Source organism: Cupriavidus necator (genome assembly GCF_013141915.1).
Taxonomy (GTDB): Bacteria; Pseudomonadota; Gammaproteobacteria; order Burkholderiales; family Burkholderiaceae; genus Cupriavidus; species Cupriavidus necator_B.
This window is the reverse complement of the sequence record NZ_SROX01000005.1, coordinates 1-20,534: the sequence shown is the minus strand read 5'-3', so window position 1 is coordinate 20,534 and position 20,534 is coordinate 1. Positions and strand designations below refer to the sequence as shown.

Below are 20,534 nucleotides of genomic sequence, written 5' to 3'. Positions count from 1 at the left end.
GTCAGATCACTTCCAGCTCGGCGCGCAGCGCACCCGCCGCGCGCATCGCTTCCAGGATGGTCTGCAAGTCGGCCGGCGTGGCGCCCAGCGCGTTCAGCCCCTTGACCACCGCGGCCAGCGAAGCGCCCGCCTTGACGATCTGCAGCGAACCGCCCTGCTGCTTCATGTCGATCTGCGACACCGGCGCCACCACGGTCTGGCCGTCGCTGAACGGCGCGGGCTGGCTGATCACCGGTTGCGTGTTGATCACTACCGACAGGTTGCCGTGCGCCACCGCGCAGTCATCCACGGTCACCGCCTGGTTCATCACGATCGAGCCGGTGCGGGCGTTCAGAATCACCTTGGCGGCCGCCCGGGCCCGGGTGACGTCGATATTCTCGATGCGCGCCAAAAAGCCCACGCGCGCCGCCGGCGATGCCGGCGCACGCACCTGCACCACGCGACCGTCCAGCGCCGCGGCAACGCCGCCGCCCATGTTGCGGTTGATGGCTTCGACCACGCGCTCCGCCGTGCCGAAATCCGTGTCCTTCAGTTCCAGGTTGAGCACGCCGCCATCGGGCTGGAACGGCGCGACCGCACGCTCGACGATGGCGCCGTTGGCGATGCGCCCCACCGCCAGCTGGTTGATCTGCACCTTGCTGCCGTTGGCCGACGCGCCCGCGCCGCCCACCAGCATGTTGCCCTGGGCGATGGCGTAGACCTGCCCGTCGGCGCCCTTGAGCGGGGTCATCAGCAGCGTGCCGCCGCGCAGGCTCTTGGCATTGCCCATCGACGACACCACCACGTCGAGCTGGCTGCCGGGCTGCGCGAACGCGGGCAGCGACGCGGTCACCATCACCGCCGCGACGTTCTTGAGCTGCATGTTCTTGCCGGCCGGCAGCGTGATGCCCAGCTGCGACAGCATGTTGGTCAGGCTCTGCGTGGTGAACGGCGTCTGCATGGTCTGGTCGCCGGTGTTGTCCAGCCCCACCACCAGGCCGTATCCGACCAGCGGGTTCTCGCGCACGCCCTGGAAGGTGGCCAGGTTCTTCAGGCGCTCGGCCTTGGCACCGGTGGCGAAGGCGCCGAAGGCCACGCCCAGCGCCAGGCTGACCATGGTCAGCCGCAGCAGGCGGGACAGGAAACGAGCAAGCATCTGGGCAGACATGGCGCGGTCAGAACGGAGAAACATTGAGGAAGAAGCGCTGCAGCCAGCCCATGTTCTGCGCCTCGTCGATCACGCCCTTGGCGGTATATTCGATGCGCGCATCGGCGACCTGCGTCGACAGTACGGCGTTGTCGCCGGTGATGGTGCGGGGATTGACCACGCCCGAGAAGCGGATGAACTCGGCGCCCTGGTTGATGGCCATCTGCTTTTCGCCGGAGACCACCAGGTTGCCGTTGGCCAGCACCTCCAGCACGGTCACGGTGATGGTGCCGTTGAAGGTGTTGGCGGCGCTGGCGCCGCCGCTGGCCTTCATGGTGTTGGCGCCGTTGATGTTGGCGTTCTGGCTGGTGCCGAACAGGCCGCCCAGCGCGCGCGGCACCGCGTCGAACGCCAGCGCGGCGTTGCCGGTGCGGCTGGTATTGGTGCCGGAGTTCTTGCTGGCGTTGACGTTCTCGGTGATCAGGATGGTCAGGATGTCGCCCACGTTGCGCGGGCGCCGGTCCTCGAACAGCGGGTTGCCGGCATACGAAGACTGGTAGATCGAGCCGGACGCCGGACCCAGCGGGCGCGGCTCGGCGCGCGCCGTGGTCGGCATCTGCACCAGCGGCTCGCGCGGCATCAGCGCGCAGCCGCTCGTGGCCAGCATTGCCGCGCCGGCCAGGCAAACCAGCGCACGCGCGCCCAGGCGGGAAAGCAAGGTGGCCATGTTCACACCAATCAACCCAGTTGCGACAGGCGCTGCAGCATCTGGTCCGATGCCTGCACCGCCTTGCTGTTGATCTCGTACGCGCGCTGCGTCTGGATCATGCTGACCAGTTCTTCGACCACGTTCACGTTGGAGGCCTCGACATAGTTCTGCTGCACCGTGCCCGCGCCGTTCAGGCCCGGCACGGTGGTGTTGGGCGCGCCCGACGCGTCGGTCTGCACGTACAGGTTCTCGCCCATGCTTTCCAGGCCGGCCGGGTTCATGAAGGTGGCCAGCTGCAGCTGCCCCACCTGCACATTGGCGCTGGAGCCCGGCTGCGTCACCGACACCGTGCCGTCGCGCCCGACGGTCATCGTCAGCGTGTTGGCCGGGATGGTGATGGCCGGCTGGATCACGAAGCCGCTGGAAGTCACCAGCTGGCCGTTCTGGTCCACCTGGAACGAGCCGTCGCGGGTATAGGCGGTGGTGCCGTCGGGCAGCGCCACCTGGAAGAAGCCCTGGCCCAGGATGGCGACATCCTTGGCGTTGCCGGTCTGCTGTGGATTGCCCTGCGTGTGGATGCGCTCGGTGGCCACCGGGCGCACGCCGGTGCCCAGCTGCATGCCGGAGGGCAGCGTGGTCTGGTCCGACGACAGCGCGCCGGGCTGGCGGATGGTCTGGTACATCAGTTCCTCGAACACCGCGCGGCCGCGCTTGAAGCCGTTGGTCGACACGTTGGCCAGGTTGTTCGAGATCACGTCCATCTGCGTCTGCTGCGCATCGAGGCCGGTCTTGGCAATCCAGAGAGAGCGGATCATGTGGGTCCTTGCTTGGGTGCTGGGGGCCGGCACGGTGCGCCGTGCCGGCCGGTCATTCGGTTCAGTTGGTCGAGAGCAGCTGGTTGGCGCGCTGCTCGTTGCCGTCGGCGCCCTGGATCATCTTCATCTGCATCTCGAAGCGGCGCGCGTTGGCGATCATCTCGACCATGGCTTCGGTCGGGTTGACGTTGCTGCCTTCCAGCGCGCCCGAAATCACGCGCACGGTGGGATCGGCCGCCAGCGGCTGCGCGCCTGGGCGCAGTCTGAACAGGCCGTCATCGCCGCGGGCGATGGCATCGTTGGGCGGATTGACCACGCGCAGCCGACCCACCTGCGCCAGGCCGGCCGAGGCTTCGCCGGGTCCGCGCGCGGTGATGGTGCCGTCGGTGCCGATGGTCACCTGCGAGCCCGGCGGCACCGCCAGCGGACCGCCGTCGCCCATCACCGGCAGGCCGGAGATGGTCTGCACCTGGCCGTCCTGTGCCACCTGCAGCGCGCCGGCGCGGGTATAGGCCTCGGTGCCGTCGGGCGCCTGCACCACCAGCCAGCCGTTGCCCTGCAGCGCCACGTCCAGCGTGCGGCCGGTATAGGTCAGCGGGCCGGCGCGCATGTCGGCACCGGGCGTCGACGCCAGCGTGAAGGCGCGCGTGCCCGCCTCCGGCCCGACCACCGGCACCGCGCGGTACAGGTTGACCTGGGCGCGGAACGCCGGCGTCGAGACGTTGGCGAGGTTGTTCGATACCGCCGCTTGCTGGTCGAGTATCTGCTTGGCGCCCGACAGGGCGGTGTAGATCATGCGGTCCATGGCGGCGGCTCAGCTCAGCGTGGCGGTCACAGGTTGACCAGGGTCTGCATGACCGTGTCCTGCGCCTTGATGGTCTGCGCGTTGGCCTGGTAGTTGCGCTGCGCCACGATCAGGTTGACCAGCTGGCCGGACAGGTCCACGTTGGAGGCTTCCACCGCATTGGAGCGCAGCGTGCCCATGCTGCCGCCGGCCACACCGACGAGCGCCTGGCCAGAGGCGCCGGTGGCCGACCACACGTTGTCGCCCTCCGGCTTCAGGCCTTCGACGTTGCCGAACGCGGCCATCACGATCTGGCCCAGCGGCTTGGTCTGCTCGTTGGAATAGTTGCCGGTGATGGTGCCGTCGCCGTTGACCGAGAAGCCCAGCAGGCTGCCCGAGGTGTAGCCGTTCTGGCTGAGCTGCTTGACGTCGTTGTCGGCGCCGAACTGGGTGGTGCCGGTCAGGTCGAGCTTCATCGCCATCGCCTGCGCGCCGTTGGCGGCCGGCTGGGTCAGGGTCACGGCGCCGGCCGCGGGCGACTGCAGCGCGCCCGCGTTGTCGAAGGCCAGCGTGGTAGGCGCGCCGCCCACCATGTTGCCGTTGACGTCGGTCACGTACATCTGCCAGTCGGTGCCGCCGGCCACGGTCGGATGGACCGGCGCCACGGCCGAATCCGCCGCCTTGGCGAAGTACGCCATCAGCTGCTGCTTGTTGCCGAGCGAGTCATAGACGTTGATCGCCGTGCTGTAGTTGAACATGTTGCTGGTCGGCGGCGAGCCGGCCGAGCTGGCAAAGGCCTGCGTCGGCACGGTGGCGCGCGAGTCCAGCTGGAACTTGGCAGTGATGGTGCTGGTGGCGCGCGGTTCCATCTGCGCGTTGCTGATCACCAGCGGCTGCGGCTGCACGCCGGCACCGCCGGCCACGCCCGCGGGATAGCCCGTGACCTGCAGGCCCTGCATATTGGTGATGCGGCCGTCTTCCTGGCGCTGGAACTGGCCGTTGCGCGAGTAGTAGACCGCGCCTTCCGGGCTGGTCAGGCGGAAGAAGCCATTGCCGTTGGTGATGGCCACGTCCAGGGACCGGCCCGAGGCCTCGATATTGCCCTGGTTGAACGACTGCACCACCGAGTTCACGCGCACGCCCAGGCCGATCTTGGTGCCGGCGTAGACGTCGGCGAACTGCGCGGCCGATTGCTTGTAGCCAACCGTGTTGGCGTTGGCGATGTTGTTGCCGATCACGTCCAGGTTGGACGCGGCGGCGTTCAGGCCGCTTACCCCTTGACCGAAACCCATGATTGCTTCCTTTTGACTAGGCTGTGGTTGAAGCCGGCCGGCGCCCGCGCGCTGCCGGCACCTGCGTATTAGAGAATGCGGCGCACGTCGTCGACGTTCGCGGTCTGGCCGTCGCCCAGGTCCACCAGCACGCCGCTGGCGTCGCCGCTGATGCTCTGGACCTTGCCGTACACCAGCGCCACCGGCTGCACCGAGGTGCCGTTGGCGGTGGCGGTCACCTTGAAGGTGTAGTCGCCGTCGGCCACGGCCGCGCCGGCGTTGTTCTTGCCGTCCCAGGCGATGTTGTGCACGCCCGGCGTCTGGCCCTTCATGTCGATGGTGCGCACCACGTTGCCGTCCTTGTCGAGCACGTCGACCGTGACCGCATCGGCGGTCGACGGCAGGTCCAGCCCCATCTTGCCCGGCACGCCGCCTGCGACCGACACCTGCTTGCCCGGCACCATCACGGTATGGCCGATCAGCGCGGCGGAATCCATGGCGCGGCTGGCGCTGACCTGCGACAGCAGCTGCGACAGCGTCGCGTTCATGGTCTGCATGCCGCTGACGGTGCTGATCTGCGCCAGCTGCGAGGTCAGCTGCGCGTTGTCCATCGGGTTGAGCGGATCCTGGTTGTTCATCTGCGTGACGAGCATGGTCAGGAAGTTGTTCTGCAGGTCGGACGCGCTGGCGCTGCCGCTCTTGAGCGCGTCGTTGATGCCTTGCGTGTTGCTGCCTGCCGTGGCGCCGGTGGCGGAGGTCGTGGTCATGTCTGTGCTTTGTCTGCGTGCTGGTTGGAGGCGTTCGCGTCCCGATCCGGGCCCGCTGCTTACTGGCCGATCGTCAACGTCTTGAGCATCATGTTCTTGGCGGTGTTGAGCACTTCCACATTGGCCTGGTAAGAGCGCGAGGCCGAGATCATGTTGACCATCTCCTCCACCGGGTTGACGTTGGGCATCACCACATAGCCCTGGGCATTGGCCATCGGATGCGTGGGGTTGTGCACCATGCGCGGGGGCGACGGATCCTCGCTCACGCCGCGCACCTGCACGCCGCCGATATCGGTCTGCCCCGGCGTGGGCGCCATGCCGAACACCACCTGCTTGGCGCGGTAGGCCTGGCCATCCGGGCTGACCACGCTGTCGGCATTGGCCAGGTTGGACGCGGTCACGTTCATGCGCTGCGACTGCGCGGCCATGGCCGAGCCCGCGACGTCGAAGATGTTCATTGCCGGCATGGGTTCGCTCTCCCGTTACTGCTGGATCGCGGCCAGCATGGTCTTGATCTTGGAATTCATCACCGTGAGGCCGGATTCGAAGTGCACGGCGTTGTCGGCAAAGGCCACGCGTTCGGTATCCATTTCCACGGTGTTGCCGTCGACGCTGGACTGCAGCGGGATGCGGTAGGCCAGGTCGAACTCCTCGCGGCCGGGCGCCTGCGCGGGCAGGTGGCGCACCGACGTGGTCGACAGCGTCATGCCCTCGTTGCGGTGGCCGCGCTCCACGCTCTGCGCCAGCGTGCTGGAAAAATCAAAGTCGCGCGCCTTGTAGCCGGGCGTGTCCGCGTGCGCGATGTTCGAGGCAATCACCGACTGCCGCTGGTTGCGCAGGCTCAGCGCTTCCTGCTGGAAACGTAGTGCCGCATCAAGTCTGTCAATCATCTGGCATCTCCCTGCTGGCCATGCGCTCACCGGAACGGAGCGAACCTGCCTTCTTCAGGGTTGGCATCTTAGGCGGGGAGCTGTCACGCCAATCGGATGAATAAGGACGGGAAATCCGCGCATTTCGGCCCGCCCGCGCGCGAGGCGCTGCCTACAATGGGCCCCCGATGACAGATGTATACGGCGCGCGCAGCCAGTCACGGGGCCGCGCGCCGTCCTTGCCGGGAAGTTCAGATGAAACAGCATTGCCGCAACGCCCGCCGCCGCCTGGTGTGCGCTCTGATGATCGCCTGCGCCGCGGGCCCTGCCACCGGCGTTGCGGCGGCGCAGGTCACGCCGGTCGCGATGCAGGCGCCCGCCGCGCACGGTGCCGGCGCGCCTGTCCACGCCACGGCCAGCCCGTTCACCGAGGACCCGGCGCGCGTTGCCGTCGAGCGCTTCCTGCAGCAGCAGACCGCCGGCCTGCCGGGCAAGGTCAGCGTGCAGGTGGCGCCGCCGTCAGGCGGCCGCGCGCCGGAATGCATCGCGCCCGACCCGTTCCTGCCCGCCGGCGCCTCGTCATGGGGCCGCATCTCGGTGGGCGTGCGCTGTGGCGGCGAGCGGCCCTGGGTGCGCTACATGCAGGCACGCGTATCCGTGCTGACTGACTATTACGTGGCCGCACGCGCGCTGGGCGCGGGCGAGCCCGTCAGCCAGGCCGATGTCGAAGTTCGCCAGGGCGACCTGGGCGCGCTGCCGCGCGCGGTGATCACCGACCCGGCGCAGCTGGCCGGGGCCGTCACCGCCAACCGGATCGCCGCCGGATCGCCGCTGCGCGCCGACCTGCTGCGCAAGGCCATCGCCGTGCGCCAGGGCCAGATCGTCACCGTGGCGGTTGAGGGCGATGCCTTCCAGATCACCAGCGAAGGCAAGGTGCTGGCCGACGCCGCCACCGGCAACACGGTGCAGGTACGCCTGCGCAGCGGCCAGGTGGTCAATGGGCTGGTGCGCAGCGGCGACACCGTGGTGCTGCAATAACCGTACGCCAGGTGCTGTAACCGTGGCGCAAAAGACTGGAAATCCGGGGCAGGCGGCGTGCGAAAATGCCGCCGCAGCCGCCGCGCGGCGAATCCGGGCCCGGCGCCCTAAAGAATTCGCCGGCGCGTCCGTAATGCCATAGGAAACCAGCAAGGAACGCCCCGTGAAGATCAACCACTCCACCTCGTCCCGGCCCGCCGACGCCGCCGCTGGCGACGCCGCCCGGCCCCAGGCCGCCCCGGCCGCCGCCGATGCCGCCGCCCCGTCCGCCGGCCTGAGCGTCAGCCCGCTGGCCGCCCAGGTGCGCGACATCAGCGCCCGCCTGGCCCAGCCGGCTGACGACGATATCGATACCGCCAAGGTCGAAGAGATCCGCCAGGCCATCGCCGAAGGCCGGATCAAGATCGACCCGGGCAAGATTGCCGACGGCCTGCTCGCCACCCTGCGCGAGCTCGGCCAGGCCGACGCCAAATAGCCACCATGAGCCAGAGTCTGATCCAGTCCCTGCAGCGCGAAACCGAAGGCATCCAGGCCTTCGGCCAACTCCTCGCCGAAGAGCGCGACGCCCTCAAGCGGGGCGACTTCCAGTCCCTGAGCGGACTGCTGACGCGCAAGGTAGAACTGGGCCAGGCCCTGTCCCGCCAGCTCAAGGCCCGCGAAGCCCAGATGGGCGCGCTGGGCCTGCGCGCCGGCCCCGAAGGCCAGCTGCTGGGCCGCCAGGTCGACCCGGCCGTGGCCGACGCCTGGCGCCGGCTGATCTTTACCGCCCGGAGCGCGCGCGACGCTAACGCCCTCAACGGCGCCGTCGTCGACGCGCACCTCGACTTCACCCGCGAAGCCATCCAGGCGCTGCGCCAGCATAGTGGCGGGGATGCGGGGTTGTATGGGAAGGATGGGAAGGCGGCGGCGGGGGTTGGGGGAGTGAGTCTGGCGGCGGGTTAAGACTTCGGCTCTTGCGCGCTTTATGCGGTGGCAATAGCGACAGCCTTCACTTCGTTGATCCTTCCGCCCTCACCCCAACCCTCTCCCGCAAGCGGGAGAGGGAGTACACAAGCGGGATTGGAAAAGCTCGATTGAAAGTCGCGTGTGCCAGAAGCAGTAAGGCCCTACCTGAACCCCACCACCACCTCATTACGCCGCCCCTGCAACACCGGCACCAAACTCCCCTGCCCCGGCACCCGGAACGCAAACACAAACCCCTTGGTGGCATCGTCGCCAAGGAACGCGTCGGTCTTGCCCTCGGCCTGCGGCAGCAGCACGCACCGTTGCGCATTGCACAGGGAGGCCTGCAGTTCCTGCGGTGGCGTCTTGGCGAAGCTGTAGCGCCAGCGCACCGAGGTAATCACCCCTTCCGATTGCGGCAATACGCCGGTGGGCAGTATCGGCGGCGATACCGCGCGTTGCCCGCGGCCGTATAGGGCCGGCCCATTGACGGAGCCCGTCCATGCATGACGGGTGCCGGCATCAAAGGTGGCCCAGGCGCAGGCCGATACGGCGACCAGCAGCCAGCAGGCGCCACGCGCGGCGCGCCCCGGCCCCCGCATCACAGCAGCCCGCGCAACTGGCTGCGCAGCCGGTTGATGGCCTGCCCGCGGATCTGGCACACGCGCGACTCGGTCACGTCGAGTACCGCGCCGATTTCGCGCAGGTTCAGTTCCTGGTCGTAGCACAGCGACAGCACCAGCTTCTCGCGCTCGGGCAGTCGCTCGATGGCGCGCACCAGTGCCTCGCGCATGCCGCTTTCCATCAGCACAGTCAGCGGGTTGCCGTCATCGCTGCCGCCGAGGTGGCGGTCCAGAAAGTCTTCTTCGCCGGAGCGCTCGAAGTCTTCATAGTGCAGCAGCTGGCAGCCATAGACCTCGTTGAGCAGCAGCTGGTATTCGTCCAGCGGCATCTCCATGGCCTCGGCCACCTCGGAATCGATCGGCGTGCGGCCGAGCTTCTGTTCCAGGTTGCGCTGGGTGCGTTCGATGCGCCGCGTGAACTGGCGCAGGCTGCGCGATTGCCAGTCGTTGGCGCGCACTTCGTCGAGCATGGCGCCGCGGATGCGCTGGCTGGCGTAGGTCTCGAAGCGCGCGCCGTGCGTGTCTTCATAGCGCTTGGCGGCGTCGAGCAGGCCGATCATGCCGGCCTGGATCAGGTCGTCGATCTGCACGCTGGCGGGCAGCCGCGCGGCGAGCTGCAGCGCGATGCGCCGCACCAGCTGGGCGTGCGCCTTGACCACATCGGCCTGTTCGAGCTTTCCCTGGATCGTGTACATGGTGCAATTCTCGTGACTGCTGGATGGCTGGACCGGCGCGCCTGCGGCGGCCGTGCTGGCTCAGGGTGTGGTGGTTTCAGGTGGCATGGCTGGCAGGCTCATGCCATGGCGGGGGCGGCAGCGGGCGCGGCGGCGTCCGCGCGCAGCGGCCAGGCGCCGATGCCGCCGGCGCTGCGGCGCAGTGCCGCGGTGGCCGGTGCCGCCGGGAAGGCCTCGACCACGCAGCGGCCCAGCTGCACGGCGCGCGTCACCAGCGGGTCGGCCGGCAACCAGCCCGCGCACAGCACCTCGACGCCGAGATACTGGCTGGCGGTGCGCGCCAGGTTGCGCAGGATGGCCTGCACCGTGGCTTCGCTTGCCGCCAGGTTGACGATCAGGTGGAACCGGCGCCACGCATACAGGTGGTGCAGCCGCTTGATGCAGGCATAGGCGGCGGTGATCGACGCCAGCTCCGGGCGCATCACCACCAGCACGTTGTGCGCACCGCCCGCGAGCGGCGACAGCGCGCCGTCGGCATCGATGCCGGCATCCACGATCACGCTGCGAAAATCGCTCCCTGCCACCTGCGGCAAGCCAGCACCCGGTACCGGCCGGCCCGCCGGCAGCACCGACAGCACGCCGCCCGGGCCAACGCCCGCCGCAGCCTCCAGCGACAACCGGCCTGCCTGGACGTCGGCCAGCGTGCCCGCCGGCCTGGCGCCGGACAAGCGCGTAGCCACAGCCGCGGCGGCGTCTTCATCGACCAGCAGCACGCGCTCGCCCTGCATCGCCAGCGCGTGCGACAAGCCCAGCGCCACGGTGGTGGCGCCGGCGCCGCGTTCGCTGGCGAGCACGGCGATGCGGCGCGTGGTGCGCGGCGCCAGCATCCGGCGCAGGCTCTCGGCCTGGTCCATGGCGAGGGAACTCATTGCAGCGCCTCCGCGGTGGGGCCAGGCGCTGCGACGGCGCGGCCCGGATAGTTTTCCAGCACGTCCAGCAAGGCCAGCATGCGGCCCATGCCTTCATTGAGCACGGTGCCCGGCACCGGCGCGCCCGGGCGCGCCGTACGCCCGGCCAGGCGCGCAAGGAACGCGGGCGCGGCCGCGGTGGGTGCATGTTCCAGGCGCAGCACCGAGATGCCCAGCTGCAGCGCGGCCACGGTGGCGCCGGCGGCATCGTGCGCATCCTGCGCGAAATGGTCGATGGCGTGGCGCAGCGTGCGCAGGCCGGCCTCGGCCGCATCGGTCCACAGCGCCCAGCGCGCGACCTGCGCGGCATCCTGCGCCAGGGCCGGATCGCACAACAGGTAGCGGGTATCTAGCAGTTCGCCGCTAGCGCGGTCCGCCAGGCGGGCTACCACCAGGCAGGCGTCGATGCCGCCTTCGGGCGTGCCCTTGCCGCGCACCGGGCTGTCCGGCACGCGCACGTCGGCGGTGGCCAGCCAGCGCACGGCATCGCGCTCGCGCACGGTGTCTTCGCCGACGGCGTGGAAGGTCAGCGTGTCCGCCAGGGCATCGAGCTTCCACGCGGCGCCGGCGCTGACCACGCGCGCGGTCTTGCGCGCGCTGGCGACCCAGCGCTCGCCAGCCGTCTGCCAGCGCGCCAGCGTGGCGGCGGAAGGCATTGTCTCGAGCAGGTTGACCACCTTGCGCGCGGCGCTCATCGCGGCGCGCAGGTTGGCGGCGTCGGCTTCCGCTTCGCCCAGCGGCTGGCCGGCACGGCCAGTGGGCGTAACGGCAGCCGCCAGCGGCATGCCGTTGCGGTCGGCCAGCCACAACGTATGCTGCATCGGCTGCGGCGCGCGGCGGCCGGGCACGGCCACCTGCAGCGTGGCGGCGATGGCCAGCACGTATTGCTCGCAATGGCGGGTCACGTCCCGGCACACGGCTTCGCGCACCTGCTGCGACATCGCGCGCAGGGCGGGCGCGCCGGCGCCGCGCTGTTGCCACAGCGAGCGGGCCAGGTCAAAGCCCAGGCCGGCCCCATTGAGTTCTGCCACGCACTGGCCCAGCGCGTCGGCGCTGTCGGTCAGCGAGCGCAGCACGTCGGCGGCACCACCGCGCGCGGGCGCTTCTTCACCGGCGCCGGCGGCGGCGCGGCGCGCGGCATCGGCATCGGCAAACACCGAGCCGCGGCGCGGCGTCAGGAAGGCGCGCTCGACCAGCGCGGTACTGCTGGCCAGCTCCAGGTGCTCGGGCACGCGCTGACCGGTGGAGGCATAGAAGACAGGCAGCCGGTGGCGGATCACCACGTCCAGCACCGAACCCAGGTGGGTCGCTTCATCCAGCTTGCTCATGATGCAGCCATCAATGCCGCCGCCATCCGGCGCCGCGTCATGGCGGTAGGCGTGCACCACTTCATTGAGGGTATCGCCGTGGCTGGCGCCGTTGAGCAGCAGCACGCGCTGCACCGGCGCGGGCACGCCGGCCAGCATGGCGATCTGCTCCGACAGGCTGCGGTCGCGCTGGCTCATGCCGACGGTGTCGATGATCACCAGGTGCTTGTCCTTCATCGCCGCCAGCGCGAAGCGCAGGTCGGCGGCGTCCTTGACCGCATGCACCGGCACGCCCAGGATGTCGCCATAAATGCGCAGCTGCTCGTGGGCGCCGATACGGAAGCTGTCGGTGGTCAGCAGCGCCAGCTTGTCGGCGCCGTGGCGCAGCACAAAGCGCGCCGCCAGCTTGGCCGTGGTGGTGGTCTTTCCCACGCCGGTGGGGCCCACCAGCGCCAGCACGCCGCCTCGCGCGAACAGGTGGTCCTCGTCGGCCAGCACCGGCAGCTTGCTGGCCAGTTCGGCGCGGATCCAGCCCATCGCCGCCGGACGGTCATAACCCAGCGGCAGCCGCGCCAGCAGCGTGCGCGCCAGTTGCCCGGAGAAGCCCGCGCCGACCAGCCATTCGAACAGCGATTCGCGCAGCGGGTCGCTCGCGGCCACGCCGTGCGCCGCCGCGCTCGGGGCCACACCGGGCGCCGCGCCGATGCCGGCCAGCTGGCGCTCCAGCATCGCGCGCATCGATTGCAGTTCGCCGCGCAGGTCGCCGATGGCCGCAGGCTCGGCCACCGGTGCGGGCGGCACATACACCTGCGCCGTGGCCTGCACGCTGCCCAGATCCGTATCGCGCATGGCGACGATCTCCACGCCGCCCTCGACGGTGCGGTTGGACAGCACCACGGCATCGGGGCCCATGGCTTCGCGCACCTGGCGCATGGCTTCGCGGCCGTTGGCCGCGACAAACTTGGCTACGCTCATCGTTGACTCCTCACGCGCCGATCATGGCGGTGATGCGGATATTGCGGTTGTCCGGCACCTCGGCGTGCGACAGCACCCTCAGCTGCGGCATGGTGCGCCTCAGGAAGCGCGCCATCAGCGGACGCAGCTGCGACGGCACCAGCAGCACCGGGTCCATGCCCATCTGCTCCTGGCGCGTGACCGCGCCCTGGGTCTGCTGCAGCAGCGCGTCGGCCAGGCCCGGCTCGATGCCGCCGCCGTTGGTCAGCGCCTGCGACAGCACGCGCTCCAGGCCGGCATCGAGACCGATCACCTGCAGGTCGGCATTGTTGGGGAACAGCTGCTGCGTGATGGCGCGGCCAAGGGCCACACGAACCATCGCGGTGAGCTCGTTCGGGTCGCTGATCTTGGGCGCGTGTTCGGCCACCACATCGAGGATGGTGCGCATGTCGCGGATCGGCACGCCTTCGTCCAGCAGGTTCTGCAGGATCTTCTGCAGCGCCGTCAGCGAAATCGCCTTCGGCACCAGGTCTTCGGTCAGCTTGGGCGAATCCTTGGCGATGCGGTCCAGCAGCGCCTGCACTTCCTGGCGGCCCAGCAGCTCGGCCGCGTGCATGTGGATCACGTGGTTCAGGTGCGTGGCGACCACCGTGCTGGCGTCGACCACGGTGTAGCCGAAGGCCTGCGCCTGCTCCTTGATGCCGGCATCGATCCACACCGCCGGCAGCCCGAAGGCCGGATCGCGCGTGGCCGCGCCGGGCAGCGTGCCGCTGACCTGGCCGGGGTTGATCGCCATCCACTGGCCCGGCATGGCTTCGCCGCGGCCGATCTCCACGCCCTTGAGCGTGATGCGGTAGGCATTGGGCTTGAGTTCCAGGTTGTCGCGGATGTGCACCACCGGCACCAGGAAGCCGATTTCCTGCGCCACCTTCTTGCGGATGCTCTTGATGCGGCCCAGCAGCTCGCCGTCCTGCGCGCGGTCCACCAGCGTGATCAGGCGGTAGCCCACTTCCATGCCGAGCGGGTCGACCAGCGTGACGTCGTCCCAGCTGGCTTCGGTCGATTCCTGCGCCACCGCCGGGGTGCGCTCTTCCCGCTGTTTGGTCTGCGCCTGCGTGGCCGCGCGGCGCGCGACATAGCGGCCCATCCACACCAGCGCGCCCGCCAGCAGCAGGAAAGCAAAATGCGGCATGCCCGGGATAATGCCCATCAGGCCGATGATGCCGGCCGTCAGGTACAGCACGCGCGGATTGGCAAAGAGCTGGCCGGTGAGCTGCTCGCCCACGTCCTGCTCGTTCGACACGCGCGACACGATCACGCCGGCGGCAGTGGAAATCACCAGCGCCGGAATCTGCGCCACCAGGCCATCGCCGATAGTCAGCAGCGTGTAGTTGTGCACGGCGGTGCCAAAGTCCAGGTCATGCTGGACCATGCCCACCACCATGCCGGCGGCCACGTTGATAAACATGATCAGCAGGCCCGCCACGGCGTCGCCGCGCACGAATTTGCTGGCACCGTCCATGGCGCCGTAGAAGTCGGATTCCTGCGCCACTTCGGCGCGGCGCTTCTTGGCGGCGGCTTCGTCGATCAGGCCGGCGTTCAGGTCCGCGTCGATCGACATCTGCTTGCCCGGCATCGAGTCCAGCATGAAGCGCGCGCCGACTTCGGCGATACGCCCCGCGCCCTTGGTGATCACCATGAAGTTGATCACCACCAGGATCGCGAACACCACGATGCCCACCGCGAAGTTGCCGCCCACCAGGAAGTGGCCGAAGGCCTCCACCACCTTGCCGGCCGCGTCCGGGCCGGTATGCCCTTCCAGCAGCACCACGCGCGTGGACGCCACGTTCAGCGACAGCCGCAGCAGCGTGGTGAACAGCAGCACCGCGGGGAAAGCCGCAAAATCCAGCGGCTTCTGCGTGTACATGCTGACCAGCAGCACCATGATCGCCAGCGCGATATTGAAGGTGAACAGCAAGTCCAGCACAAAAGCCGGCAGCGGCAGGATCATCATCCCCAGGATCATGATGATCAGCAGCGGCCCGGTCATGGCCTTGAGCTGCCCCGCCGAGCGCAGGCCGGGCAGGTTCAACAGGTTGCTTAGTGCGTTCATTCGCGCATTTCCGGTACGGCGAGTTCATCGGGCACCGCCAGGTCCGCGGGCGCCTGCGGCTGCGGGCCCTGCGAGTAGTGCCAGTGCTTCAGTTGATAGACCCAGGCCAGCACTTCGGCCACGGCGGTATAGAGGCCGGCGGGGATTTCCTGGCCCAGCTCCACATGGCGATGCAGCGCGCGCGCCAGCGGCGGCGCCGACATCAGCGGCACGCGGTGCTCGGCCGCCAGCGCGCGGATGCGCGCGGCTACCTCGCCGGTGCCCTTGGCCACCACGCGCGGCGCGCCCATGCGCCCTTCCTCATAGCGCAGCGCCACCGCAAAGTGCGTGGGGTTGGTCACCACCACGTCGGCCTTGGGCACCTCGGTCATCATGCGGCGGCGTGCCATGGCGCGCTGCTGCTGGCGGATGCGATTCTTGATATGGGGGTCGCCCTCGCTCTCCTTGAATTCCTGCTTGACCTCTTCCTTGGTCATGCGCAGCTTCTTGAAGAACTCCCAGTACTGCCATGGCACGTCGATGGCCGCCACCACCAGCAGCGACAGCGACACCACCAGGCAGCAATACATGACCAGGTCCACCATGTGCAGCAGCGCTTCCTGCACCGGCGCGTTCATCAGCGCGATGGCCTCGGGCAAACGCTTCCACAGCACCCAGGCGCCAACCGCGCCCACCAGCAGCGACTTGGCCACCGCCTTGAGCAGCTCCACCAGCGAGTGCGCGGAGAACATCCGCCCCAGCCCCGCCAGCGGCGACAGGCGCGACAACTGCGGCGCGAACGACTTGGCCGAGAACACCCAGCCACCCAACAGCAGCGGCGCGGCCAGCGCGGCCACGCCAAACAGCAGCAGCAACGGCAGGAAGGCCAGCAGGCTGTCCCACACCATCAACGCAAAGCGCGACAGCATGCGCGAGGTGTCGAACGCCGTGGCCCGCTCGAAGCGCAGCGCGCCCTGCATCACCTGGTTCAGGCTGCGGCCCAGGTGGCCGCCCAGCGTCCACAGGCCGGTGACGCCGGCAATCAGCATGACAAACGTGGCCAGCTCGCGCGAACGCACCACTTGCCCCTCCTCGCGCGCCTTTTCCAGGCGCCGGGGTGAGGCGGGTTCGGTTTTCTCGAGATCGCTTTCTTCGGACATCCACGCTCCGTGCGAAGCGGCCAGCCGCTATTCGTCAGCGGGGATTATCGAAGCGAGGGTGTGTTCCCATTCGCGCGAAAAGGCGGGGGAATTGGGTGCTGTTTGGGATATGGGGGACGGTTGGGGTTAACGGCGGGTGCGTTGCGAGTCTTTAGGGGAAAGTGACGAATCCGTCGATCGGCCGGGGCTCTGTAAGCAGCCTCTGCCCGCTCACTGAAAGGGCGTTTCACATCGTGGAATTTACGCCGCCGCAAGCGCGGCTCCCAGTTTCGTTCTGCGGGAAAACGTTCCGTATCATGAAATTTGATGCCTAACCCATTGAAAACAAAGGACAAACAAAGTCTTATGTCTTATATAAGAGTTGGCCGCAACGGAGCCAGATCCCCCTACAATGAGGTCACGCTGTTTGCTTCGACCCACGGTCGGCACGCCAAACGATTTTTCTCAAACGCGCCTTATCTTAGGAAACTGACATGGCCCAGTATCAAGACGACATCAAGGCAGTGGCTGCTTTGAAAGAGACCCAGGGCAGCGCCTGGAATGCCATCAACCCCGAGTACGCCGCCCGCATGCGCGCGCAGAACAAGTTCAAGACGGGCCTGGACATCGCCAAGTACACCGCCAAGATCATGCGCGCCGACATGGCCGCCTACGATGCGGACCCGTCGAAGTACACCCAGTCGCTGGGCTGCTGGCACGGCTTTATCGGCCAGCAGAAGATGATTTCCATCAAGAAGCACTTCAACAGCACCGAACGTCGCTACCTTTACCTGTCCGGCTGGATGGTGGCCGCGCTGCGCTCCGAGTTCGGCCCGCTGCCGGACCAGTCAATGCACGAGAAGACCTCGGTCAGCGCGCTGATCCGCGAGCTGTACACCTTCCTGCGCCAGGCCGACGCCCGTGAACTGGGCGGCCTGTTCCGCCAGCTGGACGCCGCCACCGGCGCCGAAAAGGCAGCCATCCAGCAAAAGATCGACAACCACATCACCCACGTCGTGCCCATCATCGCGGACATCGACGCCGGTTTCGGCAACGCCGAAGCGACCTACCTGCTGGCCAAGCAATTCATCGAAGCCGGCGCCTGCTGCATCCAGATCGAGAACCAGGTTTCCGACGAGAAGCAATGCGGCCACCAGGACGGCAAGGTCACCGTGCCGCACGAAGACTTCCTGGCCAAGATCCGCGCCATCCGCTACGCCTTCCTGGAACTGGGCGTGGACGACGGCATCATCGTCGCCCGCACCGACTCGCTGGGCGCCGGCCTGACCAAGCAGATCGCCGTGACCACCAAGCCGGGCGACCTGGGCGACCAGTACAACTCGTTCCTGGATTGCGAAGAACTGTCGGCCGACCAGCTGGGCAATGGCGACGTCATCATCAAGCGCGACGGCAAGCTGCTGCGCCCGAAGCGCCTGCCCAGCAACCTGTTCCAGTTCCGCGCCGGCACGGGTGAAGCCCGCTGCGTGCTGGATTGCGTGACCGCGCTGCAGAACGGCGCCGACCTGCTGTGGATCGAAACCGAAAAGCCGCACATTGCCCAGATCGCCGGCATGGTCAACGAAATCCGCAAGGTCATCCCGAACGCCAAGCTGGTGTACAACAACAGCCCGTCGTTCAACTGGACCCTGAACTTCCGCCAGCAAGCGTATGACGCGATGAAGGCCGCGGGCAAGGACGTGTCCGCTTACGACCGCGCCCAGCTGATGAGCGTGGAATACGACGACAGCGAACTGGCCAAGCTGGCCGACGAGAAGATCCGTACCTTCCAGGCTGACGCGTCGCGTGAAGCCGGCATCTTCCATCACCTGATCACCCTGCCGACGTACCACACCGCCGCGCTGTCGACCGACAACCTGGCCAAGGAATACTTTGGTGATCAGGGCATGCTGGGTTATGTGGCTGGGGTGCAGCGGAAGGAAATCCGCCAAGGTATCGCCTGCGTGAAGCACCAGAATATGTCTGGGTCGGACATTGGAGATGACCACAAGGAGTACTTCAGCGGGGAGGCTGCGCTGAAGGCGGCGGGGAAGGACAATACTATGAATCAGTTTTGATTCTGTAGGACGCCTTAGAGCAGAACGCCAACCCGGAGGGGTTGGCGTTTTTTTTATGAATCTAGTTGCTTCTTGGTTGCTGCTTTTGAAGGTCATCGAAGAGGCCGCCGGACGCACCCGCCTAACGCCTACGCCTAGACTTCTCAAAATCCGTGAGAAGTCGTGATACGAATCGCTTAGCGAAGCCTAAAGAGCTGGCGTGCAAGCTATCGCTTCCGGGGAAAAGGACGGCAGTATCCGGCCAGGAGCAGTTCGACAACGGCATGCAAATTGTCGACAATCCCGCATGTATGGCCTAACGTAGGTGTCCTTCCATGAAACCGATTGCGAAAATGATGAGTTCGACGACGTCTGGCAGTGCAGAACCTTCCACCGCGCATCGGCTTGTGATTGTCGAGGGCATTATGGGTTCAGGCAAGTCAACAACGATGCGCTTCATCGCGAAACATCTGCAAGAGGCGGGGCAGCCAGCGTTGCCGGTCCACGAGAGGACAGAGCCCCACCCCGTGCGCGCGACAGACGAACTTGAACACTGGTTTGAACCCTGGCGGGACGCGACACCACAGCAACTCGCGGACCGTGCTCTAGCTAGGTGGAAAGCCTTTGTCGAGGCGACACAGGCGGAGACCCCCATCCCAGTAATGGACGGCCAACTGTTTCATGGAGACCTGACTCACCTGCTGCTAATGGACGCCGAGTCTGCGTTGATTTTCGACTACGTACAGGCGCTGGCCGCAGTCACTGCTCCACTCAATCCGTTCGTCCTTTACCTTTGGCAGGAGGATGTCGAAAAAGCTATACGGACTGTCGGTGCTGAGCGTGGCCCCGAATGGATCGAGTATCAGATGAACTGGAAGCTCGCAGCCCCTTACTGCGTGCGCAGAGGTTACAAGGGATTAGAAGGGCTTATTCTCCTATATCGCGATTACCGCCGAATCACTGATGATTTGTTTCGCCAGCTACCATTAGCCAAGCTCGCGATTGAGAACTCTGCAAGGGACTGGCCAGCCTATGAGAGGAAAATTCTGCGCGAGTTGCGACTGCCAGGGTCTGGTGTCGACGCCAATTGATACGGTCATTTTGTGCAGTCATTGTATGACTGTCGATGCCGAGTAGACTCTTCCAACGACCGCCTATCGGCAATGTGTATGTCTCTTGAGGGTCTGAAGCGGAAATCCATGGTCGTTGCCGGCCTGCCGACCGATGAACGGCCGTCTTCGGCCAGGAACGGCCGCTCACACACAGGCCTGGATTGCGCATAATCCCAGTCTTGCCGCTGCAGTTGCTGCGCGGGGACTGCTTTGCACTCCCGTGACTGCAACGCGCTGAACGTGGCGTCTTATCTGTATATTCTGATTATTTGAACGTTGCACATCGAATCAAGCATGCTCGCCTGATCCGCTATCTCTTCCCCATCGAACTTCGTAATTTGGGGGCGCCACCAAGCGCTATTTGGTCCGAGCTCATACGTAAGCCGATATTTTGCTCCGGCTTCTGCGCGAAACCGCATTTCTGCGACTTCTGACTTTCGACAAAGAAGAAGAAATTGCGCTTCGAGTTCATGCTCGCCGGGCAGCATTTCAATTATCTCTCGGCGCTTCCCCGCGGAATGTACTAGAGCTCTCTCGCTAGACCCAGCCACCCTACTATCGAAACGATGAACAACCACATGCGGATCGATATAAAGCTGAGCCACGCTGCCAGTATCCCTTTCCTGTCCCTCATATAGTTTTACCCTTGAATAGACGGTACATCCAGAGAGTGCAACCGCTACAAGAATGGCGAAAGTAATCCGCATTTCCGCGTGCATTAAAAATTTTGCGATGGAAGATTATACGCGATCAACACGTAGCCATGCCTTCGATCAATTCGATGTGGCTTAATGACAATCGTCCTGTGGCAGATAGTTTGTCGGAGAGATGCGGCTTCCGGCGTGACGGGACCCATCCTAACTCGCGGGCACCGGTAAGACGAACATGATTCGGCGCCGATATACAAAGTGTGCAAGCGCCGAGAGCTACGAAACGTTTCCCCTGCGTTGGGCCGGGCCATCCCACTAGGCCTTGCGAATGACCGCTTTGGAGAAATCTGGCGGTCCGTTATGGGTCGGAAGCGGTCGCTGCCGGCCTGGCGAGCGATGATCGCCGCCTTCGGCCAATTTCGGTCATTGATCGTGTCGTGTTCCAGGACTCTTTCGACTCCATCAACAGCGCTCAAAGCGGTCGAAGGGCCGTTGGCCCGCGCAATAGCTATAGTGCGATAGCTCACGCGGCGCTCTTCCTTAGGCACACGGCTGTAGTTGGCCAGACTCGCATGGTCGCCGTGTTCGAGAGATGAAGCCATTGTTGCGACCGCGGAGAGTCTGATCCGGCTTGGCCTGC

General features: G+C 66.6%; 19 protein-coding genes. 5 read left to right on the top strand and 14 right to left on the bottom strand.

Translation table 11 applies throughout. The features are described 5' to 3' along the window. Position 1: 1 nt before the first annotated feature. The 8 genes from E5S69_RS11765 to flgB form a co-directional block, all read right to left on the bottom strand. Positions 2-1,147 carry a flagellar basal body P-ring protein FlgI gene (locus E5S69_RS11765; protein ID WP_272871711.1) on the bottom strand — a complete coding sequence of 382 codons (1,146 nt, stop codon included), beginning with the start codon at positions 1,145-1,147 and terminating at the stop codon, positions 2-4. A gap of 7 nt (positions 1,148-1,154) precedes the next feature. After that, positions 1,155-1,853, bottom strand: a complete 699-nt coding sequence (gene flgH / locus E5S69_RS11760) for a flagellar basal body L-ring protein FlgH (RefSeq protein WP_171514834.1) — start codon at positions 1,851-1,853, stop codon at positions 1,155-1,157. An 11-nt stretch (positions 1,854-1,864) separates the two neighbouring features. After that, positions 1,865-2,650, bottom strand: a complete 786-nt coding sequence (gene flgG / locus E5S69_RS11755) for a flagellar basal-body rod protein FlgG (RefSeq protein ID WP_171514833.1) — start codon at positions 2,648-2,650, stop codon at positions 1,865-1,867. A gap of 61 nt (positions 2,651-2,711) precedes the next feature. Continuing rightward, positions 2,712-3,455, bottom strand: a complete 744-nt coding sequence (locus tag E5S69_RS11750) for a flagellar basal body rod protein FlgF (RefSeq protein ID WP_171514832.1) — start codon at positions 3,453-3,455, stop codon at positions 2,712-2,714. Between the two features lie 26 nt (positions 3,456-3,481). Further along, positions 3,482-4,726 (bottom strand): flagellar hook protein FlgE, encoded by a 1,245-nt coding sequence (gene flgE, locus E5S69_RS11745; protein ID WP_171514831.1) that lies wholly within the window; start codon positions 4,724-4,726, stop codon positions 3,482-3,484. A gap of 68 nt (positions 4,727-4,794) precedes the next feature. Further along, positions 4,795-5,472, bottom strand: coding sequence for a flagellar hook assembly protein FlgD (gene flgD / locus E5S69_RS11740; protein ID WP_171514830.1), 678 nt, complete (start codon positions 5,470-5,472; stop codon positions 4,795-4,797). A 59-nt stretch (positions 5,473-5,531) separates the two neighbouring features. Further along, positions 5,532-5,939: a flagellar basal body rod protein FlgC gene (gene flgC / locus E5S69_RS11735; RefSeq protein WP_010812667.1), complete on the bottom strand. Its 408-nt coding sequence runs from the start codon at positions 5,937-5,939 to the stop codon at positions 5,532-5,534. Positions 5,940-5,954: 15 nt separating this feature from the next. Continuing rightward, on the bottom strand, positions 5,955-6,362 hold the full coding sequence (flgB, locus tag E5S69_RS11730) for a flagellar basal body rod protein FlgB (protein ID WP_171514829.1): 408 nt from the start codon (positions 6,360-6,362) through the stop codon (positions 5,955-5,957). Positions 6,363-6,596: 234 nt separating this feature from the next. Between flgB and flgA the strand changes: the two genes are divergently transcribed. The 3 genes from flgA (at position 6,597) to E5S69_RS11715 (ending at position 8,321) form a co-directional block, all read left to right on the top strand. Then, a complete protein-coding gene (gene flgA / locus E5S69_RS11725; protein WP_171514828.1) occupies positions 6,597-7,379 on the top strand; it encodes a flagellar basal body P-ring formation chaperone FlgA in 783 nt (260 codons plus the stop codon). A gap of 163 nt (positions 7,380-7,542) precedes the next feature. Continuing rightward, entirely contained in the window at positions 7,543-7,854 is a 312-nt protein-coding gene (flgM, locus tag E5S69_RS11720) for a flagellar biosynthesis anti-sigma factor FlgM (RefSeq protein WP_112774628.1), read from the top strand. Positions 7,855-7,859: 5 nt separating this feature from the next. Further along, positions 7,860-8,321 (top strand): flagellar protein FlgN, encoded by a 462-nt coding sequence (locus tag E5S69_RS11715; protein WP_171514827.1) that lies wholly within the window; start codon positions 7,860-7,862, stop codon positions 8,319-8,321. A 164-nt stretch (positions 8,322-8,485) separates the two neighbouring features. On the opposite strand, the gene E5S69_RS11710 is transcribed toward E5S69_RS11715, so the two are convergent. The 6 genes from E5S69_RS11710 to flhB form a co-directional block, all read right to left on the bottom strand. After that, entirely contained in the window at positions 8,486-8,923 is a 438-nt protein-coding gene (locus E5S69_RS11710) for a flagellar protein FlhE (protein WP_171515087.1), read from the bottom strand. Continuing rightward, positions 8,923-9,639 (bottom strand): RNA polymerase sigma factor FliA, encoded by a 717-nt coding sequence (locus tag E5S69_RS11705; protein ID WP_018006614.1) that lies wholly within the window; start codon positions 9,637-9,639, stop codon positions 8,923-8,925. The genes E5S69_RS11710 and E5S69_RS11705 overlap by 1 nt, the downstream gene beginning before the upstream one ends. 98 nt (positions 9,640-9,737) lie before the next feature. After that, complete coding sequence (locus E5S69_RS11700; protein ID WP_171514826.1) at positions 9,738-10,547, bottom strand: MinD/ParA family ATP-binding protein; 810 nt, start codon at positions 10,545-10,547, stop codon at positions 9,738-9,740. Then, positions 10,544-12,868 (bottom strand): flagellar biosynthesis protein FlhF, encoded by a 2,325-nt coding sequence (gene flhF / locus E5S69_RS11695; RefSeq protein WP_171514825.1) that lies wholly within the window; start codon positions 12,866-12,868, stop codon positions 10,544-10,546. Before flhF ends, E5S69_RS11700 begins: the two co-directional genes overlap by 4 nt. A 10-nt stretch (positions 12,869-12,878) precedes the next feature. Further along, positions 12,879-14,960, bottom strand: a complete 2,082-nt coding sequence (gene flhA / locus E5S69_RS11690; RefSeq protein WP_171514824.1) for a flagellar biosynthesis protein FlhA — start codon at positions 14,958-14,960, stop codon at positions 12,879-12,881. Next, positions 14,957-16,099 carry a flagellar biosynthesis protein FlhB gene (gene flhB / locus E5S69_RS11685; RefSeq protein WP_171514823.1) on the bottom strand — a complete coding sequence of 381 codons (1,143 nt, stop codon included), beginning with the start codon at positions 16,097-16,099 and terminating at the stop codon, positions 14,957-14,959. The genes flhA and flhB overlap by 4 nt, the downstream gene beginning before the upstream one ends. A gap of 473 nt (positions 16,100-16,572) precedes the next feature. Here flhB and E5S69_RS11680 point away from each other — a divergent pair, with 473 nt between their 5' ends. Beyond that, entirely contained in the window at positions 16,573-18,153 is a 1,581-nt protein-coding gene (locus tag E5S69_RS11680; protein WP_171514822.1) for an isocitrate lyase, read from the top strand. A gap of 314 nt (positions 18,154-18,467) precedes the next feature. Next, positions 18,468-19,223: a hypothetical protein gene (locus E5S69_RS11675; protein ID WP_236901292.1), complete on the top strand. Its 756-nt coding sequence runs from the start codon at positions 18,468-18,470 to the stop codon at positions 19,221-19,223. Positions 19,224-20,534 lie beyond the last annotated feature (1,311 nt).

Coding starts and splice junctions, on each gene's coding strand:
- E5S69_RS11765 (WP_272871711.1), bottom strand. CDS start 1,147: ATGTCTGCCCAGATGCTTGCTCGTTTCCTGTCCCGCCTGCTGCGGCTG.
- flgH (WP_171514834.1), bottom strand. CDS start 1,853: ATGGCCACCTTGCTTTCCCGCCTGGGCGCGCGTGCGCTGGTTTGCCTG.
- flgG (WP_171514833.1), bottom strand. CDS start 2,650: ATGATCCGCTCTCTCTGGATTGCCAAGACCGGCCTCGATGCGCAGCAG.
- E5S69_RS11750 (WP_171514832.1), bottom strand. CDS start 3,455: ATGGACCGCATGATCTACACCGCCCTGTCGGGCGCCAAGCAGATACTC.
- flgE (WP_171514831.1), bottom strand. CDS start 4,726: ATGGGTTTCGGTCAAGGGGTAAGCGGCCTGAACGCCGCCGCGTCCAAC.
- flgD (WP_171514830.1), bottom strand. CDS start 5,472: ATGACCACGACCTCCGCCACCGGCGCCACGGCAGGCAGCAACACGCAA.
- flgC (WP_010812667.1), bottom strand. CDS start 5,939: ATGCCGGCAATGAACATCTTCGACGTCGCGGGCTCGGCCATGGCCGCG.
- flgB (WP_171514829.1), bottom strand. CDS start 6,362: ATGATTGACAGACTTGATGCGGCACTACGTTTCCAGCAGGAAGCGCTG.
- flgA (WP_171514828.1), top strand. CDS start 6,597: ATGAAACAGCATTGCCGCAACGCCCGCCGCCGCCTGGTGTGCGCTCTG.
- E5S69_RS11715 (WP_171514827.1), top strand. CDS start 7,860: ATGAGCCAGAGTCTGATCCAGTCCCTGCAGCGCGAAACCGAAGGCATC.
- E5S69_RS11710 (WP_171515087.1), bottom strand. CDS start 8,923: ATGCGGGGGCCGGGGCGCGCCGCGCGTGGCGCCTGCTGGCTGCTGGTC.
- E5S69_RS11705 (WP_018006614.1), bottom strand. CDS start 9,639: ATGTACACGATCCAGGGAAAGCTCGAACAGGCCGATGTGGTCAAGGCG.
- E5S69_RS11700 (WP_171514826.1), bottom strand. CDS start 10,547: ATGAGTTCCCTCGCCATGGACCAGGCCGAGAGCCTGCGCCGGATGCTG.
- flhF (WP_171514825.1), bottom strand. CDS start 12,868: ATGAGCGTAGCCAAGTTTGTCGCGGCCAACGGCCGCGAAGCCATGCGC.
- flhA (WP_171514824.1), bottom strand. CDS start 14,960: ATGAACGCACTAAGCAACCTGTTGAACCTGCCCGGCCTGCGCTCGGCG.
- flhB (WP_171514823.1), bottom strand. CDS start 16,099: ATGTCCGAAGAAAGCGATCTCGAGAAAACCGAACCCGCCTCACCCCGG.
- E5S69_RS11680 (WP_171514822.1), top strand. CDS start 16,573: ATGGCCCAGTATCAAGACGACATCAAGGCAGTGGCTGCTTTGAAAGAG.
- E5S69_RS11675 (WP_236901292.1), top strand. CDS start 18,468: ATGAAACCGATTGCGAAAATGATGAGTTCGACGACGTCTGGCAGTGCA.